The organism is Sphingomonas sp. Leaf257 (assembly GCF_001422185.1).
Taxonomy (GTDB): domain Bacteria; phylum Pseudomonadota; class Alphaproteobacteria; order Sphingomonadales; family Sphingomonadaceae; genus Sphingomonas; species Sphingomonas yabuuchiae.
In genome coordinates this window covers 292,959-311,380 of record NZ_LMMH01000032.1, presented here as the reverse complement: position 1 = coordinate 311,380, position 18,422 = coordinate 292,959, and the positions used below count along the sequence as shown (strand labels likewise).

General features: G+C 67.6%; 19 protein-coding genes and 1 tRNA gene. 13 read left to right on the top strand and 7 right to left on the bottom strand.

What is annotated here, in order from left to right; translation table 11 throughout:
* Window positions 1-28 precede the first annotated feature (28 nt).
* Window positions 29-2,170, bottom strand: coding sequence for a TonB-dependent siderophore receptor (locus ASF14_RS14360; protein WP_056436284.1), 2,142 nt, complete (start codon window positions 2,168-2,170; stop codon window positions 29-31).
* A 174-nt stretch (window positions 2,171-2,344) separates the two neighbouring features.
* Between ASF14_RS14360 and ASF14_RS14355 the strand changes: the two genes are divergently transcribed.
* Window positions 2,345-2,749: a DUF1489 family protein gene (locus ASF14_RS14355; RefSeq protein ID WP_056436469.1), complete on the top strand. Its 405-nt coding sequence runs from the start codon at window positions 2,345-2,347 to the stop codon at window positions 2,747-2,749.
* 220 nt (window positions 2,750-2,969) lie between these two features.
* On the opposite strand, the gene ASF14_RS14350 is transcribed toward ASF14_RS14355, so the two are convergent.
* On the bottom strand, window positions 2,970-3,569 hold the full coding sequence (locus tag ASF14_RS14350) for an ankyrin repeat domain-containing protein (RefSeq protein WP_056436281.1): 600 nt from the start codon (window positions 3,567-3,569) through the stop codon (window positions 2,970-2,972).
* Window positions 3,570-3,638: 69 nt separating this feature from the next.
* Between ASF14_RS14350 and ASF14_RS14345 the strand changes: the two genes are divergently transcribed.
* Genes ASF14_RS14345 through ASF14_RS14335 form a run of 3 tightly spaced genes read left to right on the top strand, consistent with a single transcriptional unit; the run spans window position 3,639 to window position 5,336 of the window.
* Complete coding sequence (locus tag ASF14_RS14345; protein WP_056436466.1) at window positions 3,639-4,229, top strand: SCO family protein; 591 nt, start codon at window positions 3,639-3,641, stop codon at window positions 4,227-4,229.
* Window positions 4,230-4,242: 13 nt separating this feature from the next.
* The gene (locus ASF14_RS14340; RefSeq protein WP_056436278.1) at window positions 4,243-4,671 is read left to right on the top strand and encodes a YcgN family cysteine cluster protein; all 429 of its coding nucleotides are present in this window, start codon (window positions 4,243-4,245) and stop codon (window positions 4,669-4,671) included.
* Complete coding sequence (locus ASF14_RS14335; RefSeq protein WP_056436275.1) at window positions 4,668-5,336, top strand: M48 family metallopeptidase; 669 nt, start codon at window positions 4,668-4,670, stop codon at window positions 5,334-5,336. The genes ASF14_RS14340 and ASF14_RS14335 overlap by 4 nt, the downstream gene beginning before the upstream one ends.
* On the opposite strand, the gene ASF14_RS14330 is transcribed toward ASF14_RS14335, so the two are convergent.
* Window positions 5,312-7,522: a transglycosylase domain-containing protein gene (locus ASF14_RS14330; protein WP_056436272.1), complete on the bottom strand. Its 2,211-nt coding sequence runs from the start codon at window positions 7,520-7,522 to the stop codon at window positions 5,312-5,314. The genes ASF14_RS14335 and ASF14_RS14330 overlap by 25 nt on opposite strands.
* 202 nt (window positions 7,523-7,724) lie before the next feature.
* Here ASF14_RS14330 and ASF14_RS14325 point away from each other — a divergent pair, with 202 nt between their 5' ends.
* Window positions 7,725-8,315 (top strand): PilZ domain-containing protein, encoded by a 591-nt coding sequence (locus ASF14_RS14325; protein ID WP_056436269.1) that lies wholly within the window; start codon window positions 7,725-7,727, stop codon window positions 8,313-8,315.
* A 75-nt stretch (window positions 8,316-8,390) separates the two neighbouring features.
* On the opposite strand, the gene ASF14_RS14320 is transcribed toward ASF14_RS14325, so the two are convergent.
* Window positions 8,391-8,477 (bottom strand) — tRNA-Leu (locus tag ASF14_RS14320).
* Window positions 8,478-8,641: 164 nt separating this feature from the next.
* Here ASF14_RS14320 and ASF14_RS14315 point away from each other — a divergent pair.
* Entirely contained in the window at window positions 8,642-10,021 is a 1,380-nt protein-coding gene (locus ASF14_RS14315) for an MATE family efflux transporter (RefSeq protein ID WP_056436265.1), read from the top strand.
* A 131-nt stretch (window positions 10,022-10,152) separates the two neighbouring features.
* Here ASF14_RS14315 and ASF14_RS14310 read toward each other — a convergent pair whose 3' ends face one another.
* The gene (locus ASF14_RS14310) at window positions 10,153-10,908 is read right to left on the bottom strand and encodes a zinc-ribbon domain-containing protein (protein WP_056436262.1); all 756 of its coding nucleotides are present in this window, start codon (window positions 10,906-10,908) and stop codon (window positions 10,153-10,155) included.
* A gap of 164 nt (window positions 10,909-11,072) precedes the next feature.
* Here ASF14_RS14310 and ftsE point away from each other — a divergent pair, with 164 nt between their 5' ends.
* Genes ftsE through ASF14_RS14290 form a run of 4 tightly spaced genes read left to right on the top strand, consistent with a single transcriptional unit; the run spans window position 11,073 to window position 13,961 of the window.
* Window positions 11,073-11,840, top strand: a complete 768-nt coding sequence (ftsE, locus tag ASF14_RS14305) for a cell division ATP-binding protein FtsE (protein WP_236697080.1) — start codon at window positions 11,073-11,075, stop codon at window positions 11,838-11,840.
* On the top strand, window positions 11,837-12,736 hold the full coding sequence (locus tag ASF14_RS14300) for a cell division protein FtsX (protein WP_056436259.1): 900 nt from the start codon (window positions 11,837-11,839) through the stop codon (window positions 12,734-12,736). Before ftsE ends, ASF14_RS14300 begins: the two co-directional genes overlap by 4 nt.
* Complete coding sequence (locus ASF14_RS14295) at window positions 12,733-13,269, top strand: YdcF family protein (protein ID WP_056436463.1); 537 nt, start codon at window positions 12,733-12,735, stop codon at window positions 13,267-13,269. The genes ASF14_RS14300 and ASF14_RS14295 overlap by 4 nt, the downstream gene beginning before the upstream one ends.
* Window positions 13,266-13,961, top strand: coding sequence for a lysophospholipid acyltransferase family protein (locus ASF14_RS14290; protein WP_156361203.1), 696 nt, complete (start codon window positions 13,266-13,268; stop codon window positions 13,959-13,961). The genes ASF14_RS14295 and ASF14_RS14290 overlap by 4 nt, the downstream gene beginning before the upstream one ends.
* 116 nt (window positions 13,962-14,077) lie before the next feature.
* Here ASF14_RS14290 and ASF14_RS14285 read toward each other — a convergent pair whose 3' ends face one another.
* Together ASF14_RS14285 and hisC are read right to left on the bottom strand one after the other, a co-directional pair.
* A complete protein-coding gene (locus ASF14_RS14285; protein WP_056436256.1) occupies window positions 14,078-14,989 on the bottom strand; it encodes a prephenate/arogenate dehydrogenase family protein in 912 nt (303 codons plus the stop codon).
* The gene (gene hisC, locus ASF14_RS14280; protein WP_056436455.1) at window positions 14,989-16,107 is read right to left on the bottom strand and encodes a histidinol-phosphate transaminase; all 1,119 of its coding nucleotides are present in this window, start codon (window positions 16,105-16,107) and stop codon (window positions 14,989-14,991) included. Before hisC ends, ASF14_RS14285 begins: the two co-directional genes overlap by 1 nt.
* Before the next feature lie 64 nt (window positions 16,108-16,171).
* On the opposite strand from hisC, the gene metX reads away from it, so the two are divergent.
* From metX to ASF14_RS14265, 3 genes are all read left to right on the top strand, one after another.
* Window positions 16,172-17,344 (top strand): homoserine O-acetyltransferase MetX, encoded by a 1,173-nt coding sequence (metX, locus tag ASF14_RS14275; protein WP_056436253.1) that lies wholly within the window; start codon window positions 16,172-16,174, stop codon window positions 17,342-17,344.
* Window positions 17,341-17,934 (top strand): methionine biosynthesis protein MetW, encoded by a 594-nt coding sequence (gene metW / locus ASF14_RS14270; RefSeq protein ID WP_056436250.1) that lies wholly within the window; start codon window positions 17,341-17,343, stop codon window positions 17,932-17,934. The genes metX and metW overlap by 4 nt, the downstream gene beginning before the upstream one ends.
* A gap of 67 nt (window positions 17,935-18,001) precedes the next feature.
* On the top strand, window positions 18,002-18,394 hold the full coding sequence (locus ASF14_RS14265; RefSeq protein WP_056436247.1) for a response regulator: 393 nt from the start codon (window positions 18,002-18,004) through the stop codon (window positions 18,392-18,394).
* The last annotated feature ends 28 nt before the right edge of the window (window positions 18,395-18,422 follow it).

Below are 18,422 nucleotides of genomic sequence, written 5' to 3'. Positions count from 1 at the left end.
CCCCTGAAGGGGAGGGGCTAAGGTCGCCTCAATACCGGACCGTCACCGTCCCCAGGATCGAGCGCGGTGCGCCGTAATAGCCGCCGTCGAAGGTCAGCGCCGTCAGGTACTTCGCATTGGTCAGGTTGCGCAGATTCGCCGACAGCGCGATCCGCGACGTGATGTCATACTTCGCCATCAGGTCGACCAGCGCATAGCCGTCCTGCCGCACCGAGCGGGTCTGGGTATAGATCACGCTCTGATACTGGGCCGACGCACCCACTTTGAGTTCAGGCAGCGCAGGCGGCGAATAGACGATGTTCAGGCGCCCGGTGTTGCGCGGCACGAACAGGCGGGCGGGGTCGCCATTCTGATCCTCGACCCGCATCAGCGTATAGCCGCCGGTGACCTGTACGCCCTCGGCCAGTCGTCCGCCGACCTCCAGTTCGATACCTTCCGACTTGGCGTTCACCCCGCGCGAGACGAAGCGGCCGTTGACGAAGCCGATGCTCTCGGCGGTATTGTTCTGGTGGACGCGGAAGATCGCCGCACTGGCGTTCAACCGCCCGCCGAACCAGTCGCCCTTGATCCCGGCCTCGATATTCTTGCCGCTGACCGGCGCCAGGATACGGCCGTCCTCGCCGATCGCGTCCTGCGGATTGAAGATCGTCGTATAGCTGGCATAGGCGCTGAGCGACGGGCTCAGGTCATAGGTGACGCCCGCGAAGGGCGAGAAGCGCGTAGTGTCGTAATTGGTGTCGACGCCGTACGAAAAGCCGATGCTGCGCGCATGGGTGACGTTGCCGCCCAGCATCAGCTTCAACGGATCGGCCAGGCTGAGCCGGACCAGGCCATAGGCGGTTTCGCGCCGGGTCTGGGTATTCTGGCTGAACGCATAGTCGGTCGAGAAGGTCGTCGGGAAATTGACCTTGGGGAACGTCCCCTGGAACAGATCGGGGAAGGGCAGCGTAAGGCCGACCTGCGAATAGTCGTAAGCCGACCCCTGCTTGTAATCCTGCGCGCTGCGGTTGACGCCGAACATCAGCTGATGCTCGCGCCCGAACAGCGTGAACGGACCGGTGGCATAGGCCTCCATGGTCAGGTTGCGCGTCTGCGCGCGGAAGGCGCCGGGATAGCTCTTGATCCCCAGCAACTCGCCCGGCTTGGCTGGGTCCGGGGCGATGCCGTTGGGCGCGCCGCGCACCGGATTGCCATAGACGTAGAACAGTTCGTCCGCCTCGCTGGTTGCGCGGCGCACCGCGCTGATCCGTGCGACCCAGTCCCCGGCGAAATGATGCGTCAGGTCGCCGAAGATCTGCCGATCGATCACGTTCCAGCCCGCCCATTCGGGCGCGACATTGGTCGATCGCGGCATGTCGATGCGGGTGCCGTCGGTATAGGTCAACGGCAGCGCGCCCCACATCGCGCCATGGCTCTGGTGATCCTGATGGCCGTAACCGCCGCTCAGCACGGTGTCGGGGCCAAGGTCCGCCTCGACCACGCCATAGCCGGTCCAGCGGCGCAAGCTGTAGCGATCGAGATAGCTGTCGGCGTCCGACAACACGCCGACGACACGCGCACGGACATGGCCGTCCTTGGTCAGCGGCGTGCTGACATCCGCGTCCAGGCGCAGGCTGTTGAACGATCCGTACTGGACGCTCGCCGTCGCCTGCAAATCCTTGGTCGGGCGCTTGCGGACGAAGTTGATGACGGCGGACGGGTTGCCGGTCGGCGACAACAGGCCCGGCGCACCGCGCACCACCTCGATATGGTCGTAGATGGCGGTGTCGATCGATCCGGTCTGGATGCCGAAGGCGAAGGGCACGCCGATGCCGTCGATCTGGAAGGTCTGGATGTCGAAACCGCGCGCCGAATAATAGACGCGGTCGGTCTCGTTCGCCTGGACATTGATGCCGGGCACCGTGGCCAGCAGCTGGTTGACGTCGTTCAGCTGGAAATCGGTGATCTGCTGGCGGGTGACGATGCTGACCGATTGCGGCGTCTCACGCAGGGTCAGGGGGATGCGCGTCGCGGTCGTCTGGCCCTCGATCGTATAGTCGTCCGAGCCCTCGGTACGCTGGCCGGTCACGACGATGTCGTCGCGCGAACTCTGGGGATCGGCAGCCACGGGGGTGGAGGTCGGGGCGGTGATGGCGGCGGCACCGGCCGCGAGCGTCATCAGGATCGGCATTGCAGGAACTCCCTGTTTTTCCAGCCTCCTATGAATGATGGCATGTTATTGCAAGTCAGTATCGAAAGCAAAAACGTCACGAATTGGGGGCGTTGCGATGAGGCATCGCCGAACCGCAAATCGCATCGTCCGACACTAGCCATGCCGGACAGCCGCCCCCACATGAAACCCGACATGGCGCTTCATCTGACCAAGGTCGCATTCGGGGCGGCCAGTATCGATCATCTGGCCGAACGACTGAAGATGCGGGCGCAGGAAGGGCCGGTGTTCCTGACCACGCGCTATCTGCCCAAGCGGCATGAGGAAGTGGCGGGGCAGGGGTCGCTCTTCTGGATCCTGAAGCACCAGCTGATCGCACGTTCGCCCATCCTGTCCTTCGGCGAGGCCGAGGGCGGGCGCTGCGCGATCCATATCGATCCCGAACTGGTGCTGGTGCAGGCGCTGCCCCGGCGCGCGCATCAGGGCTGGCGGTATCTGGAGGCGGCGGACGCGCCGCCCGATCTGGGCGGGGCGGCGTCGGGGATCGACACCATGCCGCCGGTGCTGGTCGGCAAGCTGGTGGAACTGGGGCTGATCTGATCCGATTCCCCCCCTGCCGATTTCCCCTCGCCCCTCGCAGAGGGGAGAGGGTTGCGCAGACTTGGTCTTTGCGAAAGCAAAGGCCTAGTCGGAGCTGGGYGAGCCGTTCGGCTCGCTCAACCCCTCACCCAAGCTTCGCTAGCCAGCAGGCTGGCAAGCTACGCTAACCCTCTCCCCTGTCCAGGGGAGAGGGAAGAAGAGGGCGTTCATTGGCCCTAGATCAGAACTTCGGACCAGCCACGGCCGCGCGGGTCTTTTTCGGGGTGTCGGCGAACAGCTTGGCGATCGCGGTGTTGCGGGCGTCCTGCGACGCATATTCGCGGGCGGAGAGACCGGCGACGCTGTCCGCCATGTCGGGATCGGCCCCGGCGTTCAGCAATTCGCGGACCATGCCGATGTCGTGGCGCTGCACCGCGCGGATCAGCGGCGTTTCCCCGGACGCGTTGCCGATATTCGGGTTGGCCTTCGCCGCCGTCAGGACGCGGATCATGTCGGGCTGGCCGCCCGCCACCGCCAGCAGCAGCGGCGTGTTGCCGCGCCCGTCGCGCAGGTTCGGATCGGCGCCCTTCTGGAGCAGGAAGCGCAGATAGGTCTCGTCGCCGCGCTTGATGACGATGTGCAGTGCGCCCTCGCCGCTGGTCACGTCGCGCGTGTTGATGATGCTGGCGCCGGGCCGGTCCAGCATGTTGGTGACGTCATTGCCCTTGGCCTCGCGCACGGCCTGAAGGAATTTGTAGCTTTCCGACTGCATCATCTGCGCCGCGGCCGGCGTGGCGAGGGCGCCGAGCAGCGCGGCGGCGAGCAGGGGGCGAAGGGACATGAAACGAGATCCTGAGCAATGGAGCATGGCTTGCAACGCGCGATTTATCACAGCAAGGCTGTCGGCGTCATGACCCGATTGTTCCTGTCCCTTCTGACCCTGCTGGCGCTTCCTTTGGCCGGTTGCGGCCCCTCCCAGCCCGAAGCGCAGGCGCCGCTGGCGGGGGCGAAGATCGGCGGGCCGTTCCAGCTGACCGACGCGACCGGCAAGACCGTCACCGACCGTGATTTCGCCGGGCGCTACCGCGTGATGTATTTCGGCTATACCTTCTGCCCCGATGTCTGCCCCACCGATATGCAGGCGATCGCGGCGGGCCTGAAGCTGCTCGACAAGAGCGCACCCGCAAAGGCGAAGAAGATCGCGCCCCTCTTCATCACCGTCGATCCCGAGCGCGACACGTCCGCCGTGGTCGGCCGCTTCGCCGCCGCCTTCGACCCGCGCATCGTGGGGCTGACCGGCACGCCCGCGCAGATCGAGGCGGTGAAGAAGGCCTATGCCGTCTGGGCGGCCAAGGGCGATACATCGCCCGGCGGCGGCTATCTGGTGAACCACAGCCGCCAGGTCTATCTGATGGACCCGTCGAACAAGCCGTTGGCGCTGGTTCCTGCCGATGAGGGGCCGGAGGCGGTCGCCAAGACGCTCGACCAGTGGGTGCGCTGATGGAGCGGTGCTGATGGAACGGTTCTGGGAAAAGCCGATCGAAAGCCTCGACCGCGCGCAGTGGGAGGCCTTGTGCGACGGCTGCGGCAAATGCTGCATCCACAAGCTGGAGGATGAGGAGACGGGCGAGCTGGTGCCGACCAACGTCGCCTGCCGCCTGCTCGACCGGCGCAGCGGCCAATGCTCCAATTATCGTCACCGCCGCGCCTATGTGTCCGAATGCGTGCGGCTGACCATGGGCAATGTCCGGTCGATCGACTGGCTGCCCACCACCTGCGCCTATCGCCTGCGCGCCGCGAACGAGCCGCTGCCCGACTGGCATTATCTGATCTGCGGCGACCGCGAGGCGGTGCACCGCGCCGGACAGTCGGTGCGCGGCTGGACGATCAGCGAGGATGACGCGGGCGATTTCGAAAACCATATCGTGGACCGGGAATTGTGATCGACGAAGTCGTCCGTCATCCGACTGCCAAGACCATCCGCCTCAGCGTCGATCCCGCCACCGGCACCGCCCGGCTGGTCGTGCCCAAGCGGGCGGGGCTGAAAAAGGCGCTCGCCTGGGCCGAGGACAAGAAGGACTGGATCGCCGCGCAGCGCGCCCGCCTGCCGCATCCGCAGCCCTTCGTGCCGGGCGGGGTGATCCCGTTCGGCGACACGGTGCTGACGCTGGAATGGGAAGAGGGCCGCGCCCGCGTCATCCAGCGCGACGGCGACCGGCTGCTCGCCTCCGGCCCGGTCGAGACGCTCGGCCGCCGGGTCGAGGCCTGGCTGAAGCGACAGGCGCTGGAGACGTTGGCGCGCGAGACGGCGGAGGTCGCGCGTCTGGCGGGCGTTACCGTGTCCAAGGTCAGCGTCGCCGATCCCAAGGCGCGCTGGGGCAGCTGCGCCTCGACCGGTGCGATCCGCTATAGCTGGCGATTGATCCTGGCGCCCGGCTATGTCCGCCGCGCGACGGTGGCGCATGAGGTCGCGCACCGTGTCCATATGAACCATGCCCCCGCCTTCCACGCGCTCGTCGCCGAGCTGCTGGGCGAGGACCCGGCGCCTGCCACCGCCTGGTTGCGGCAGCATGGCGCGGGGCTTCACTGGTTCGGTCGGTCGTCCTGACGCTCGCGGATTGAGCCGCGGGGGCCGTTGGCGGGGGTGCGCGGATCGCGTGTTGCCGCCCCGCCCGCCCCGCGACCCGTCACCCGGTCGATCCAGGCCTGGTCCAGCCGCTGCGGCTGGGCCGGAGCCTGGGGCGGCTGCGGCTGCTGCGGGTCCGGCGCTCCCGGCTGCGGCTGCTGGATCGGAACCGGAGCGCCCGGTTCGCGGTGGGTCGGGATCTCGACCGCCTCGCTGCCGTCCTCCGCCGCGCCTGCGCTGGGCAGGGGCAGCGGATTGCCATCGGCATCGACCGCCGAGACGCCATTGTCGGGCTGGCCGAAATAGCTCTCCTCGTCCGGCTCCAGCTGCCATTCGGGCAGCGTGACCTGGGTGTCGAACTGCTCGATCGGGCGGTTGGCGACCGCGACGCGCATATAATCGGCAAAGGCCTTGGCGGGCGCGGTGCCGCCGTGCAGCCCGGCGACCGGCTTGCCATTGTCGCGGCCCATCCACACGCCGGTGGTGATCCCGCTGGAGAAGCCCAGGAACCAGCCGTCCTTCGAGCTGGTGGTCGTGCCCGTCTTGCCCGCGACCGGCCGCCCGATCTGGGCGGCGCGGCCGGTGCCGGTGTTGACCGCGGTCTGGAGCAGGTCGGTCATCTCGGCGGCGACATAGGGCGCGACCAGCACATGGCTGCGATCCACCTCATGCGTATAGATCGTCTGGCCGTTCGCCACGACCTTGGTGATGCCATAGGGCGTCACCTTCACGCCCTTGTTGGCGATGCTGGCAAAGGCGCTGGTCATGTCGATCACCCGCACTTCCGACGTGCCGAGCACCATCGAGGGGTGGGTGTTGACCGGCGTGGTGATGCCGAAGCGGCGCGCCATGTCGGCGACCGTCTGGAACCCCACCTCCTGGCCCAGCTTCGCCGCCACGGTGTTCAGCGAATAGGCAAAGGCGGTGCGAAGCGAGACGCTGCCCGAATTGCGGCGCGAATCGTTGCGGGGGGACCAGCCGTCGATGGTGACGGGCTCGTCAACCACCTTGTCCTCGGGCTTGTGACCCGCCTCCAATGCGGCGAGATAGACGAACAGCTTGAACGCCGAACCCGGCTGGCGGACCGCCGTCGTCGCACGGTTATAGTTGGTCGAGACGTAATCGAGCCCGCCGACCATCGCGCGCACGCCGCCGTCGCGGTCCAGGCTGACCAGGGCTCCTTGCGTTCCGGGCGGGGCATCCTGGCGAACCGCGGCATCGGCGGCGCGCTGCATGTTGAGGTCGAGCGTCGTCCACACGTCGAGCGGCGCGCTCTGCTCGTCGATCAGCGTGTCGAGCTGGGGCAGCGCCCAGTCGGTGAAGTAACGGACCGAATTCTGCCTCGGCTCGGGTGCCAGCTTCAGCGCCTGCGGATCGGCATTGGCGGCCTGCGCCGGAGTGATGAAGCCGTTGCGCTCCATCTGCTGGATGACCACGCCCGCACGGCCCACGGCGGCCTCGGCATCGGCGGTCGGCGAATAGTTGGACGGCGCCTTGACCAGACCCGCGATCACTGCGGCCTCGGACAGGCTCAGGCGCTCGGCGCCATGGCCGAAGAATTTGCGGGCGGCCGCATCGATGCCGTACGCCCCGCCGCCATAATAGACCTTGTTCAGATAGAGTTCGAGGATCTGGTTTTTGGAGAATTTCAGCTCCATCGCCAGCGCCAGGATCGCCTCGCGGAACTTGCGGCCGAACTTCTTCTGGTTGTTCAGGAAGATGGTACGCGTGATCTGCTGGGTGATGGTCGAGCCGCCCTGTTTCCAGCGACCCTTTTCCAGCCGGACCTCGACCGAGCGGGCGATGCCGATCGGATCGACGCCGGGATGCTGGCGGAATCGGCGATCCTCGACCGCGATGGTCGCGTCGCGCATGACGATCGGAATCTGGTCATAGGACAGCCACTCGCCATAGCTCGGCCCGAGCGAGACGATCACCGTGCCGTCGGCGGCATGGACGCGGATCATCTGGCCGTTGGGCGAGGATTTCAGCTCCTCGAAGCTCGGCAGCTGCGACTTGGCGACGAAGACCGCGATGACCAGCGCACCGACCGCCAGGACGGCGAGCCCGATCAGGACCTGCAGGGTTACGACGATCCGGCGCCGCCAGGGAGAGCGGGGCTTGGAGGAGCGGGGCCGGGTGGACCGGGAAGACGACGCGCGAGGCATGGGACGGCTTGCGAATTACAGGGCTTTGGACATGACCACAAGCGGCCGATGCCGCATCGCGTCTTGCGCTCGCCTGAACCGGCGGAATGTCGAAGATCTTCCTGAAAAGATATCGGGTCAAACGTGTTAGTCTTTTATACGGGATCGGCTAATAGAGAAGAAGCAAGCCGAATTCGGGGTGAGATCGGTGGAAAGGGCAGGGATGGAACAGGTCGAGCAGCAGCAGGGCGCGTCGGCGGAACGCCGTACGGGCAAGCGGCATTCGGCCGTCCTTCTTCTGGGCAAGGTCTGCGGCGATGTGCCGGGCGTCTGCCTGGTCCACAATATCTCCGCCTCCGGTCTGATGGCGCGATTCGTCGATGTGCCCAATGTGGGTGATTCGATCACGATCGAGGTGCGCGGCCTGTCGCCCGTGTCCGGGACCGTGCGTTGGGTGAACGGGCGCAAGGCGGGCATTCAGTTCGATTCGCCGCAACCCTATGAGCAGATCTTCTCGCACGAGAATGAAGACGACACGGTTCCGCGTCCGCCGCGCTTCCCCGTCGCACTGACCGCCGATGTCCGGCTGGGCACCCACAAGTTCACGACCGCCATGCTCGACATTTCGGCGGGCGGCGCGAAGCTCCAGGCCGAAGGGCCGGTGCAGACGGGGCTGGCGGGGCATATCGTCGTGAAGCCGCTGGGCACCGTGATTTCCGGCACCGTCTGCTGGGTGCAGGATGGCCGTTTCGGCTTCCGATTCGTCTCGCCGTTGTCGATGGATACACTCGCGGCGATCGTCGGGCTGCGCTAAACGCAAGCAGACGGCAAAACAGACCGGGCGACGGTGTCGCTCGGGGCTGATTTTAGAAAATTTTCCTGAAGAATCTGGTGCGGTCGAGAAGACTCGAACTTCCACGGCCTTTCGGCCACAACGACCTCAACGTTGCGCGTCTACCAATTCCGCCACGACCGCACTCGATAGTCACCACCGGCAAGCCGGAGGGCTGGTAGGCCGGTGCCCCTAGCAAAGCGATACGGACAGCGCAATGCCTTTCGTCGGGCGTTTCTTCGGTAACGCGCATTTGTCGACCCGCGCCGATGCTTCTTTCTGTCGCTTTCAGGCTTTAGGGACCGGGTATGACGCTTTCCCTTCGTCCCGATCGAGCCGAGGCGCGCCGTCTTCTGGGTCTTGCTTGGCCGGTGATGCTGACCAGCCTCAACTGGACGATCCTGCACGTCACCGATGTGATCGTGGTCGGACGGGTGGGCGAGCATGAGGTCGCCGCGCTCTCGGCCAGCCGGTCGCTGACCTATGTCGCGATCGTCACCGGGCTGGCCTGGCTGTCCGGGGTGCTGGTTCGCGCGTCGCGGGCCGATGGAGCGGGCGACCTGCCCGAAACGGGCCAGGCGCTGCGCGACGGCCTGGTGCTGGGGCTGATCCTGGGTGTGGCGGCGATGCTGATCCTAGGGCTGGGCGGGGCGCGGCTGCTGGCGGGGATCGGGGTCGCACCCGCGTTGATCGAGCCGGGCGCGCGCGTCGTGGCCGTCATGGCGCTGGGCTATCCGTTCCAGATGGTCATGATCGCCGCCAGCTTCTTTCTGGAGGGGATCAGCCGTCCGCGCCGGGTGACGATGGTCAATCTGTCGATCCTGCCGATCAATGCCGTTCTCGCCTGGGCGCTGGCGGGCGGCGAATGGGGACTGCCTGCGCTGGGGGCGGTCGGCGCGGCGCTGGCGACGGTCATCGCCTCGGCCCTGGGGGCGGTGGCGATGGTGGCCAGCGCGATGCGGCTGCCGCGCGGCGAGCAGCGCGGCGTGCGGCGTTTGGACCGGGCCGCCTGGGCGCCGACGCTGGCGGGGGCGGCCGGGCTGGCGCGATTCGGACTGGTGCCCGCCATCGCCTCGGGACTGGAGCTGGCCGGGTTCGCGATCCTGATCGCGCTGTCGACCCGGCTGGGCGATGCGACCGCGCATGGTTTCCAGATCGTCTTCTCGGTCCACAACGTCACCTTCGCGCTGGCAATCGGCCTGGGATCGGCGGCCGGGGTGCGCGCGGGCAATGCGGTGGGCGAGGGCGTGGCTTCGGCGGCAGTGTCGCGCACCCTGCTGGCGGTCGGGATCGCCGCGCTGGCCATGGGCGCGTGCAGCCTGATCTTATGGACGATGCCCGCCGCGGTCGTCGGCGCCTTCCCCGCCCTGCCCGAGGCGCATGCGGCGGCGGTGGCGATGCTGATGATCTGGGCGCCCTTCATCCTGTTCGACGGGGTGCAGGTCGTACTGGTCTATGCGCTGCGCTCGCTGGGCGATCAGGTGGCGGCGGGGATCAACAGCATCATCGCCTATTTCATCGTCACCGGCGGCGTGGGCTGGTGGCTGGTCGCGAGCGGCTGGGGCGCGCCTGCGCTGGCCTGGGCATCGGGGGTCGGGATGCTGGTGGCGGCAGGCCTGCATGGGATGCGGTTTGCGGTCATCGCGCGGCGGTTGCGGGATTCCCTTGGCCTTCGGCTTCGGCGCTAGGCGCCGAAGTTTATCCTGAGCGGCTGGCTTGCCAGCCAGCCGAAGGGCTCAGGCTGAACGGCGTGAGGGGATGGGGCCTTCTACCAACATCCGTTCAGGCTGAACGAAGTCGAAGCCCACGCTCGAACGCCTCAATTCGCCCCGCTACCCTCACCCGCAAAGCTCAGGTCCAGCCGCTTGGAACTCGGCGGCACGTCCAGCTTGGCCGAGTTGAAGTCCATCGACGCGCCCGGCCCCAGGGTCCGCTGCTGCGGGGCGATCGCCCAGGAGAAGACGACGCGGCCCTGCGCATCCTTGAGCTCGGCGCGCAGGTCGGGCACGCGCTGCGCGGTCGAGGACGGGTTGATGATCTGTCCCGAAATGGCAAATAGTTCCGAACCATTCTCCAGCTCGCGCCGCTCGATCGGGTTGGACCGCAGCTCCAGCGCCGATTCGGTGCTGCCGACGCCGAACCAGCCGCCGATGCCCGGCATCCCGGTCCACAGGATCGCGGCGGTCGCGACCAGCATCAACAATCCGGCCAGCACCGCACCGATGGTCCAGCGCCGCACCGGGTTGCGCCGCGCGCGGAAGGGCGGGCGATGGGCAAAGGCGTCGAAGCCCGAATCCTCCTGGGTCAGGATCGGCGGCGCGGGCGGCGGCGCCATGACCGGCGGCGGGGGAGGCGGCGGTTCGGCAAAGGCCTCACGCGGTTCCACGTCCTCGACGGGCGTCGCGGCAGGGGGCCCGATCGGGGGTAGCGGCCGCTCTGCCTCGGCCTCCGGCTCGGGCGGCGACTGGAACCAGCTGTGCCGGCAATTGGCGCAACGCACGGTTCGCCCCTCCAGCCCGATCGCACTGTCGGGCACCAGATAGCGGGTGCGGCACTCAGGGCATTCGAGGATCATGCGATGGGGCACTTCAGGACAGGACGGATCGACGGACGGTCAGGGCCATCCCTCATCAGTCAGGCCCCCTTCGATAATCCAGTAAGCACGCCGCCCCTAGGCGTGGCAAGCATTGAAGCGCGGAACTTGAAGCGCGCGCCCGCCCATGCCAAGGCCATGAAGGCATGGCGAACATCGTCCAGTTCGAGAATGTCGGCCTGCGCTACGGCGTCGGGGAAGAGACCCTGTGTGACGTCAGCTTCACGCTGCGTTCGGGCCAATTCCATTTCCTGACCGGGGCCAGCGGGGCGGGCAAGACCTCGCTGCTGCGTCTGCTCTATCTGTCGCAACGGCCCAGCCGGGGCATCATCCGGCTGTTCGGCGAGGATGCGGTGATCCTGCCACGCGACCGCCTGCCCGGATTTCGGCGGCGCATCGGGGTGGTGTTCCAGGATTTCCGGCTGATCCCGCATCTGTCGGCGGCGGACAATATCGCGCTCCCCTTACGCGTCGCGGGCATGGCCGAATCGGAGGTCGCGCGGGCGGTGCGCGAGATGCTGAACTGGATCGGCCTGTCCGAACGCGCGGCCGCGCGTCCCGCCACCCTGTCGGGCGGCGAGCAGCAGCGGGTGGCGATCGCGCGCGCGGTGATCGCGCGGCCTGAACTGCTGGTCGCCGACGAGCCGACGGGCAATGTCGATCCCGCCATGGCCGAGCGGCTGTTGCATCTGTTCAACTCGCTCCACCGGCTGGGCACCACCGTCGTCATGGCCACGCATGACTGGCATCTGATCGAGCGGGTGCCGGGGGCGCATCATCTGCATCTGGAGCGCGGGCGGCTGGTCGATCCCGATCCTCATTCGCCTGTCGCCTCGCCCGCCCCAGCGTCACCACCCCCGATACCGGCGCGTCCCGACGCCAAGCCCTCCACCATCGTACGGAGCGGGTTGTGAAACGCGGGGGCAAGACCCGCGCGACGGGGGCCGAGGCGCGCGCGCTGGACGATGGCGGCGGCGCGCATGTCATGAGCTGGGTGATCGCGATCATGCTGTTCCTGACCCTGCTGGCCGGGGCGGCGGGGCTGGCGACCGCACGCGCGGCGGGAGCGCTCGACCGGCAGATGGCGGGGCGGCTGACCGTGCAGATCGTCGAGGGTGAGGCGCAGCGTCGTGACGCCGCCGCCGCACAGGTGCTGGGGGTGCTGCGCGCCCAGCCGGACGTCGCGCTGGCGACGCCGGTGGCGCAGGCCGATCTTGCGCGGATGCTGCAACCCTGGCTGGGCACCGATGCGGAGGCGGCGGGGCTGCCGGTCCCGGCGCTGATCGATGTCGACCTGACCAGCGACGGCAGCGCCGCCATCGCCCGCGTCCGCAAGGCGGTGATGCGGGCGAGCCCGGCGGCGCGGGTCGATGCCCATGCCACCTGGCTCGGGCCGGTCGGGCGGCTGCTCGACACCGCGGCGTGGCTGGCGGGGGCGATCATCCTGCTGATGCTGGTCGCGACCATGGCGGTCGTCATGCTGGCGGCGCGCGCCGGGCTGGAGGCGCATCGCGGCACGATCGAGGTCATTCATATGCTGGGGGCTACCGACCGGCAGGTCGCACGGCTGTTCCAGCGGCGGATCGCGCTCGACGCGGGGATCGGGGCGGTGGCGGGCGGAGTCCTGGCCGGGGCTGCAATCCTGCTGATCGCGGGACAGGTGGGCGCGCTCGATTCGGAATTGCTGGGCGGCATGCGGCTGGGGCTGGGGGATATGGCGATGCTGATCGCCTTGCCCTTCGCTTTCGTCGTGCTGGCGGTGGGCGCGGCGCGATTGGCGGTGCTGCGCCAGATGCGGCGGATGCTCTGATGCTGCGGTTGATCGGTCTGGCGGCGCTCGCCTGGTGCCTGGGGTTCGCGGCCTTCATGCTGACCCTGCCGCATCCGCTGGAGCACAACACCACCGATGCCATCGTGGTGCCGACCGGCGGGCCGGGGCGGATCGACCGGGGCATCGCCCTTCTGAAGGCGCATCAGGCCAAGCGGATGCTGGTCACCGGCGTCGCACCCGGCGTGCGGCCGATCGATCTGGCGCGCACCTATCGCACATCCCCTTCGCTGTTTTCCTGCTGCATCGATCTGGGCGGCGAGGCGGTCGACACCCGCTCCAATGCCGAGGAAACGGCGAACTGGGTGCGTCAGCATGGCTATCGCACGGTGCGGCTCGTCACCTCCGACTGGCATCTGCCGCGCGCGAGGATGGAGCTGACCGCCGCGCTCGGCAAACAGGTGCTGGTGCTGGGCGACGGCGTGCCGTCCGAACCGCGCATCGGCACCTTGGTCAATGAATATAACAAGCTGATCCTGCGCAGGGTCGCGCTTTGGACGGGGATTGGCGCGTGATTCTTCTTCGCAACATCGTGTTCGTCGCGATCTTCTATCCGATATCGGCGATGATGGCGCTGCTGTCGCCGCTGGTCGCGGTGGGGGGGCGTCATGCGGTGGTCCATTGGGCGACGGGCTGGACGACATTTCACCGGCTCTGCACCCGCTGGATCCTGGGTATCCGCGTGAAGGTGGAGGGCACGCGGCCGACCACCCCGGCGCTCTACCCCGCCAAGCATCAGGCGATGTTCGAGACGATGGAGCTGCAACGCCTGCTGAACGGCCCGGCCATGGTGTTGAAGCGTGAGCTGGCCAATATCCCGGTCTGGGGATGGACGGTCCGCAAGTATGGCGCGATCGTGGTCGACCGCTCGGCCTCGGCCAAGGCGATGCGCGGCATGATGCGCGATGCGAAGGTGGCGGTCGACCAGGGGCGGGCGATCATGATCTTCCCCGAAGGCACACGGGTAAAACCCGGCGAGACGCCGCCGCTGAAGCCCGGTTTTGCAGGGCTCTACCGGATGCTGGGCCTGCCGGTGGTGCCGGTGGCGACCGATTCGGGAATCGTGTGGCCGCGAAAGGGCCTGAAGCGCCCCGGGGTGGTGACGCTACGCTTCGGCGAGGTGATCCCGCCCGGCCTGCCGCGCGAGGAAGCCGAGGCAAGGGTTCATGCGGCGATGAATGCGCTGGAGAAATTTCCTCCCCTGTAAGGGGCGGTGGCAGTCCGCAGGACTGACGGAGGGGTGTCACGGCTTGTGGCCGCGCCCCTCCACCACCCGGCTGCGCCGGGCGGTCCCCCTCCCCAAGCATGGCTTGGGGAGGATTGTTAGGCTTCGTGATTCCGTCCGAAATCCTCGCGCGCGTCGTCCTGGCCCTGGTCGATGATCGAGCGGCGGATGGTGCGGGTGCGGCTGAACAGGTCGAACAGTTCGTCGCCCTTGCCCCAGCGGATCGCGCGTTGCAGCTGGCTCAAATCCTCGGAAAAGCGCTGGAGCATCTCCAGCACCGCCTCGCGATTGGTCAGGAACACGTCACGCCACATGGTCGGGTCCGACGCGGCGATGCGGGTGAAGTCGCGAAAGCCGCCCGCCGAATATTTGATGACCTCGGACTGGGTCACCTCCTCCAGGTCGCTGGCGGTGCCGACGATGGTATAGGCGATCAGGTGCGGCAAATGGCTGGTGACCGCCAGCACCCGGTCGTGATGGTCGGGGGCCATCGTCTCGACATCGGCGCCCAGCCGCCGCCAGAATTCGGCGACCCGCTCGACGGCGAGTTCATCCGCGCCTTCGGGCGGGGTGACGATGCACCAGCGCTTCTGGAACAACGTGGCGAAGCCAGCCTCCGGCCCGCTGCGCTCGGTGCCCGCGACCGGATGGGCGGGGATGATCGTCGCGCCGGGCAACGCCTCGGTGAGGGCGGCCAGAACCGATCCCTTGCAGCTGCCGACGTCGGAGACGATCGCTTCGGCGGGCAGATCGTCGGCGAACTCGGCCGCGACCGCGCCCATCGCGCCGACCGGCACGCACAGGATGACGAGATCGGCGTCGATCACGCTCGCCCCCGCCGTGTCCGCCACGTCATCGGCCAGATCGAGCGCGCGCACCGTCTCGCGCACCGCCGGATCGGCGTCATAGGCGGTGATCCGCGCGGTCGGCATCGCTTTCCGCGTCGCCCGCGCGACCGAGGAGCCGATCAGGCCAAGCCCGATGATGGTGATCCGCGCGAAGGGCAGCATCAGGCCCCCTTCGCCTCCGACTCGACCATCTGGCGAAGCGCGGCGACGACGCCCTTCACCTCATCCTCGGTGCCGATGGTGATGCGCAGGCCATGACCCAGCCCCTGGCTGGGCAGCCAGCGGACGATATAGCCGGCGTCCATCAGCCCGTGATAGGCACGCTCGGCGGTCAGTGCGCCCTCGAACAGCACCAGCGAGAAGTTCGCCTTGGACGGTACGCAGCGCAGGCCCGCATTGCCGAGGCTCGCGATCTGCTCCTCGAACCAGCCCAGCCACTGGGCATTGTGCGCGCGCGACGCCTCGACGAAGTTGCGGTCGCGGATCGCCTCGATCGCGGCGTTCTGTCCGGCGATGGTCACGTTGAACGGCGCGCGGATGCGGTGCAGCGCGTCGATGATGGGGGCTGCGGCATAGCCCCAGCCGATCCGCTCGGCGGCCAGGCCGTGAATCTTCGAGAAGGTGCGCGACACCAGCACGTTGCCCGTCCGCTCGGCCAGCGCCAGCCCGCCATCATCCTCGCCCGGCTCCAAATATTCGGCATAGGCCTGGTCGAGGACCAGCAGGACATGGGGCGGCAAGCCGGCGTGCAGCCGCGCGATCTCGCCCGCGCCCGCATAGGTACCGGTCGGGTTATTGGGATTGGCGACGAAGACGACCTTGGTCTTGTCCGTCACGGCGCCCAGAATCGCGTCGACATCGGTGGCATAGTCATGGTCGGCGACCACCACCGGCTCTGCACCGACGCGGCGGGTCGCAATCTCATAGACCGCAAAGCCGTAGCGGACATGGATGATCTCGTCCCCCGGCCCCGCGAACGCGCCCGCCGCAAGGTGGAGAATTTCGTCCGAGCCGGTACCGTAGATGATCCGTGCCGGGTCCAGCCCATGCACCGCGCCGATGGCTTCGCGCAGCGCGGTCGCGCCCGGATCGGGGTAACGCTCCAGTTGCGTGGCAGCGGCGGCGAAGGCGGCGCGCGCCTTTTCGCTGGTGCCCAGCGGATTCTCATTGGCCGAAAGCTTGATGACCTTGCGCCCGTCAGCGGTCGTCGCGCGGCCGGGAACATAGGGCGCGATGGCCTGGACCCAGGAGATCGGTTCGGGGGCTTTGAGCTCGGTCATGGGACCCGCCATAGCGGCCATGGCCTTGCGTTGCCAAGCATCGCGGCCTAGCGGATATTGCTCCATGGCCGCTTCCGTTTCTACGCAATCCCTTGGGCAACCCCTTGGCGACGACCAGCGTTTCGGTCTGTCGCGGCATGTCGTGCTGCCTGGGCCGCTTCGGCTCGACGGTGGCGGACTGCTGTCCCCGGTCGAGATCGGGTATGAGACCTATGGCACGCTGAACGCCGATGGCTCCAACGCCATCCTGATCTGCCACGCGCTGACCGGCGACCAGCATGTCGCCTCGCCCCATCCGCGCACCGGCAAGCCCGGCTGGTGGACGCGGCTGGTGGGGGAAGGCAAGCCGATCGACCCGACGCGACACTTCATCATCTGCTCGAACGTCATCGGCAGCTGCATGGGATCGTCCGGCCCCGCGACCATCGACCCCTCGACCGCCGAGCCCTGGGCGATGCGGTTCCCCGTCATCACCATCCGCGACATGGTGCGCGCGCAGGCCATGCTGCTCGACCATCTTGGCGTGGGGCAGTTGAAGGCGGTGGTCGGCGGATCGATGGGGGGCATGCAGGCGATCAGCTGGGCCGCGACCTTCCCCGAACGCGTACGCGCCTGCGTCATGGTCGCCTCGACCGCACGCCATTCGGCACAGAACATCGCCTTTCACGAGGTCGGGCGGCAGGCGATCATGGCCGACCCGAAATGGCGCAGCGGCGCCTATTACGAGTCGAACGATCCCCCCGCGGCGGGCCTTGCCGTCGCGCGGATGGCGGCGCACATCACCTATCTGTCCGAGGCCGGGCTGACCGAGAAGTTCGGGCGGCGGCTCCAGGCGCGGCCCGACCGGCCGGACGGCGCGAAGAGCTTCGGCTTCGACGCGGATTTCCAGGTCGAGAGCTATTTGCGGCATCAGGGGTTGAGCTTCGTCGACCGCTTCGACGCCAACTCCTATCTCTACATCACCCGCGCGCTCGATTATTTCGATCTGGCCGAGGAGCATGGCGGGCTGCTCGCCAATGCTTTCCGGGGCACGGCCACGCGCTTCTGCATCGTCAGCTTCGACACCGACTGGCTCTATCCCACCTCCGAGTCGCGCAGCGTGGTCCAGGCGCTGAACGCGGCAGGTGCGGCGGCCAGCTTCGTCGAGCTGTCCAGCCCCTATGGCCATGACGCCTTCCTGCTCGAGGCGCCCGAGATGAACCGGGTGATCGACGGCTTCCTGCGAGCCGAGTCATGACCGAGGTGCTGCGTCCCGATCTGGCGATCATCGCGCGCCACGTCGCGCGCGGCGCCCGCGTGCTGGATATCGGCTGCGGCGACGGACAGCTGATGGCGGCGTTGCGCGACGAAGCGGGGGTGGACGCGCGTGGGCTGGAAATCGATCCGGCCAATGTCGCCTCGGCGGTGGCGCGCGGGCTGGCGGTGGTGCAGGGCGATGCCGATGTCGACCTGGCGGGCTATCCCGACAAGGGGTTCGACTATGCGATCCTCAGCCAGACGCTGCAGACCGCGCGCGCTCCCGACCAGGTGCTCGACCATCTGCTGCGGATCGGCCAGCGCGCCTTCGTCTCCTTCCCCAATTTCGCGCATTGGCGGGTGCGGATGTCGCTGCTGTGGGGCGGGCGGATGCCGGTGACGCCGCTGCTGCCCGAACAATGGTATGACACGCCCAATATCCACCATGTGACGATCGACGATTTCCGCGCCTTTGTCCGTCAGCGGCGGATCACCGTCGAGGGCAGCTGGTTCCTGTCGCGCGGTCGCCCGACCAGCGCGGCGGCGGCCAATTTCCGGGCCGAACACGCAGTATTTTTGTTGCGTCGGTGAAATGACAACAATAGCGGAACTTTATCTGGATCAAGAGTGTTGACCCCGAAAGTGACGGGAATTTGACATGAGCCAAACCGCCCTGATCGTGGAAGACGAAATTTTCGTGGCCCTCGATCTGGAGCGCATCCTGACCGACGCCGGCTATAATGTGGCCGGAATCGCGGCAGATAGCCGCTCCGCGATAGAATGTGCACCGGGTTGCGCCTTCGCCTTTGTCGACGTCAATCTACGCGACGGTGCGACGGGGCCCGAGATCGCGCGCCGTATCGCCGAGGATTATGGCGTGAAGATCGTGTTCGTCACCGCCAATCCGTCGCAGATCGGCAACGGGATCGAGGCGCTGGGCTATATCCGCAAGCCGTTCAGCGAGCGCGCCATCCTTGCCGCCGCCGCGCTGGCGACGGGGGCCGGGCAGGCCGCGCCGGAAGACGTCATTCCCCTGGGCATCGCCATGTAGGCAATGGACTGGCGCCACTCGCGCCAGT

What these genes read in the sequence shown, in the direction of transcription:
- ASF14_RS14315 (WP_056436265.1), top strand. Translation starts at nt 8,642, where the DNA reads ATGACGCTTTCCCTTCGTCCCGATCGAGCCGAGGCGCGCCGTCTTCTG.
- ftsE (WP_236697080.1), top strand. Translation starts at nt 11,073, where the DNA reads ATGGCGAACATCGTCCAGTTCGAGAATGTCGGCCTGCGCTACGGCGTC.
- ASF14_RS14360 (WP_056436284.1), bottom strand. Translation starts at nt 2,170, where the DNA reads ATGCCGATCCTGATGACGCTCGCGGCCGGTGCCGCCGCCATCACCGCC.
- ASF14_RS14265 (WP_056436247.1), top strand. Translation starts at nt 18,002, where the DNA reads ATGAGCCAAACCGCCCTGATCGTGGAAGACGAAATTTTCGTGGCCCTC.
- ASF14_RS14285 (WP_056436256.1), bottom strand. Translation starts at nt 14,989, where the DNA reads ATGCTGCCCTTCGCGCGGATCACCATCATCGGGCTTGGCCTGATCGGC.
- ASF14_RS14325 (WP_056436269.1), top strand. Translation starts at nt 7,725, where the DNA reads ATGGAACAGGTCGAGCAGCAGCAGGGCGCGTCGGCGGAACGCCGTACG.
- hisC (WP_056436455.1), bottom strand. Translation starts at nt 16,107, where the DNA reads ATGACCGAGCTCAAAGCCCCCGAACCGATCTCCTGGGTCCAGGCCATC.
- ASF14_RS14345 (WP_056436466.1), top strand. Translation starts at nt 3,639, where the DNA reads ATGACCCGATTGTTCCTGTCCCTTCTGACCCTGCTGGCGCTTCCTTTG.
- ASF14_RS14350 (WP_056436281.1), bottom strand. Translation starts at nt 3,569, where the DNA reads ATGTCCCTTCGCCCCCTGCTCGCCGCCGCGCTGCTCGGCGCCCTCGCC.
- ASF14_RS14340 (WP_056436278.1), top strand. Translation starts at nt 4,243, where the DNA reads ATGGAACGGTTCTGGGAAAAGCCGATCGAAAGCCTCGACCGCGCGCAG.
- ASF14_RS14330 (WP_056436272.1), bottom strand. Translation starts at nt 7,522, where the DNA reads ATGCCTCGCGCGTCGTCTTCCCGGTCCACCCGGCCCCGCTCCTCCAAG.
- ASF14_RS14355 (WP_056436469.1), top strand. Translation starts at nt 2,345, where the DNA reads ATGGCGCTTCATCTGACCAAGGTCGCATTCGGGGCGGCCAGTATCGAT.
- metX (WP_056436253.1), top strand. Translation starts at nt 16,172, where the DNA reads ATGGCCGCTTCCGTTTCTACGCAATCCCTTGGGCAACCCCTTGGCGAC.
- metW (WP_056436250.1), top strand. Translation starts at nt 17,341, where the DNA reads ATGACCGAGGTGCTGCGTCCCGATCTGGCGATCATCGCGCGCCACGTC.
- ASF14_RS14310 (WP_056436262.1), bottom strand. Translation starts at nt 10,908, where the DNA reads ATGATCCTCGAATGCCCTGAGTGCCGCACCCGCTATCTGGTGCCCGAC.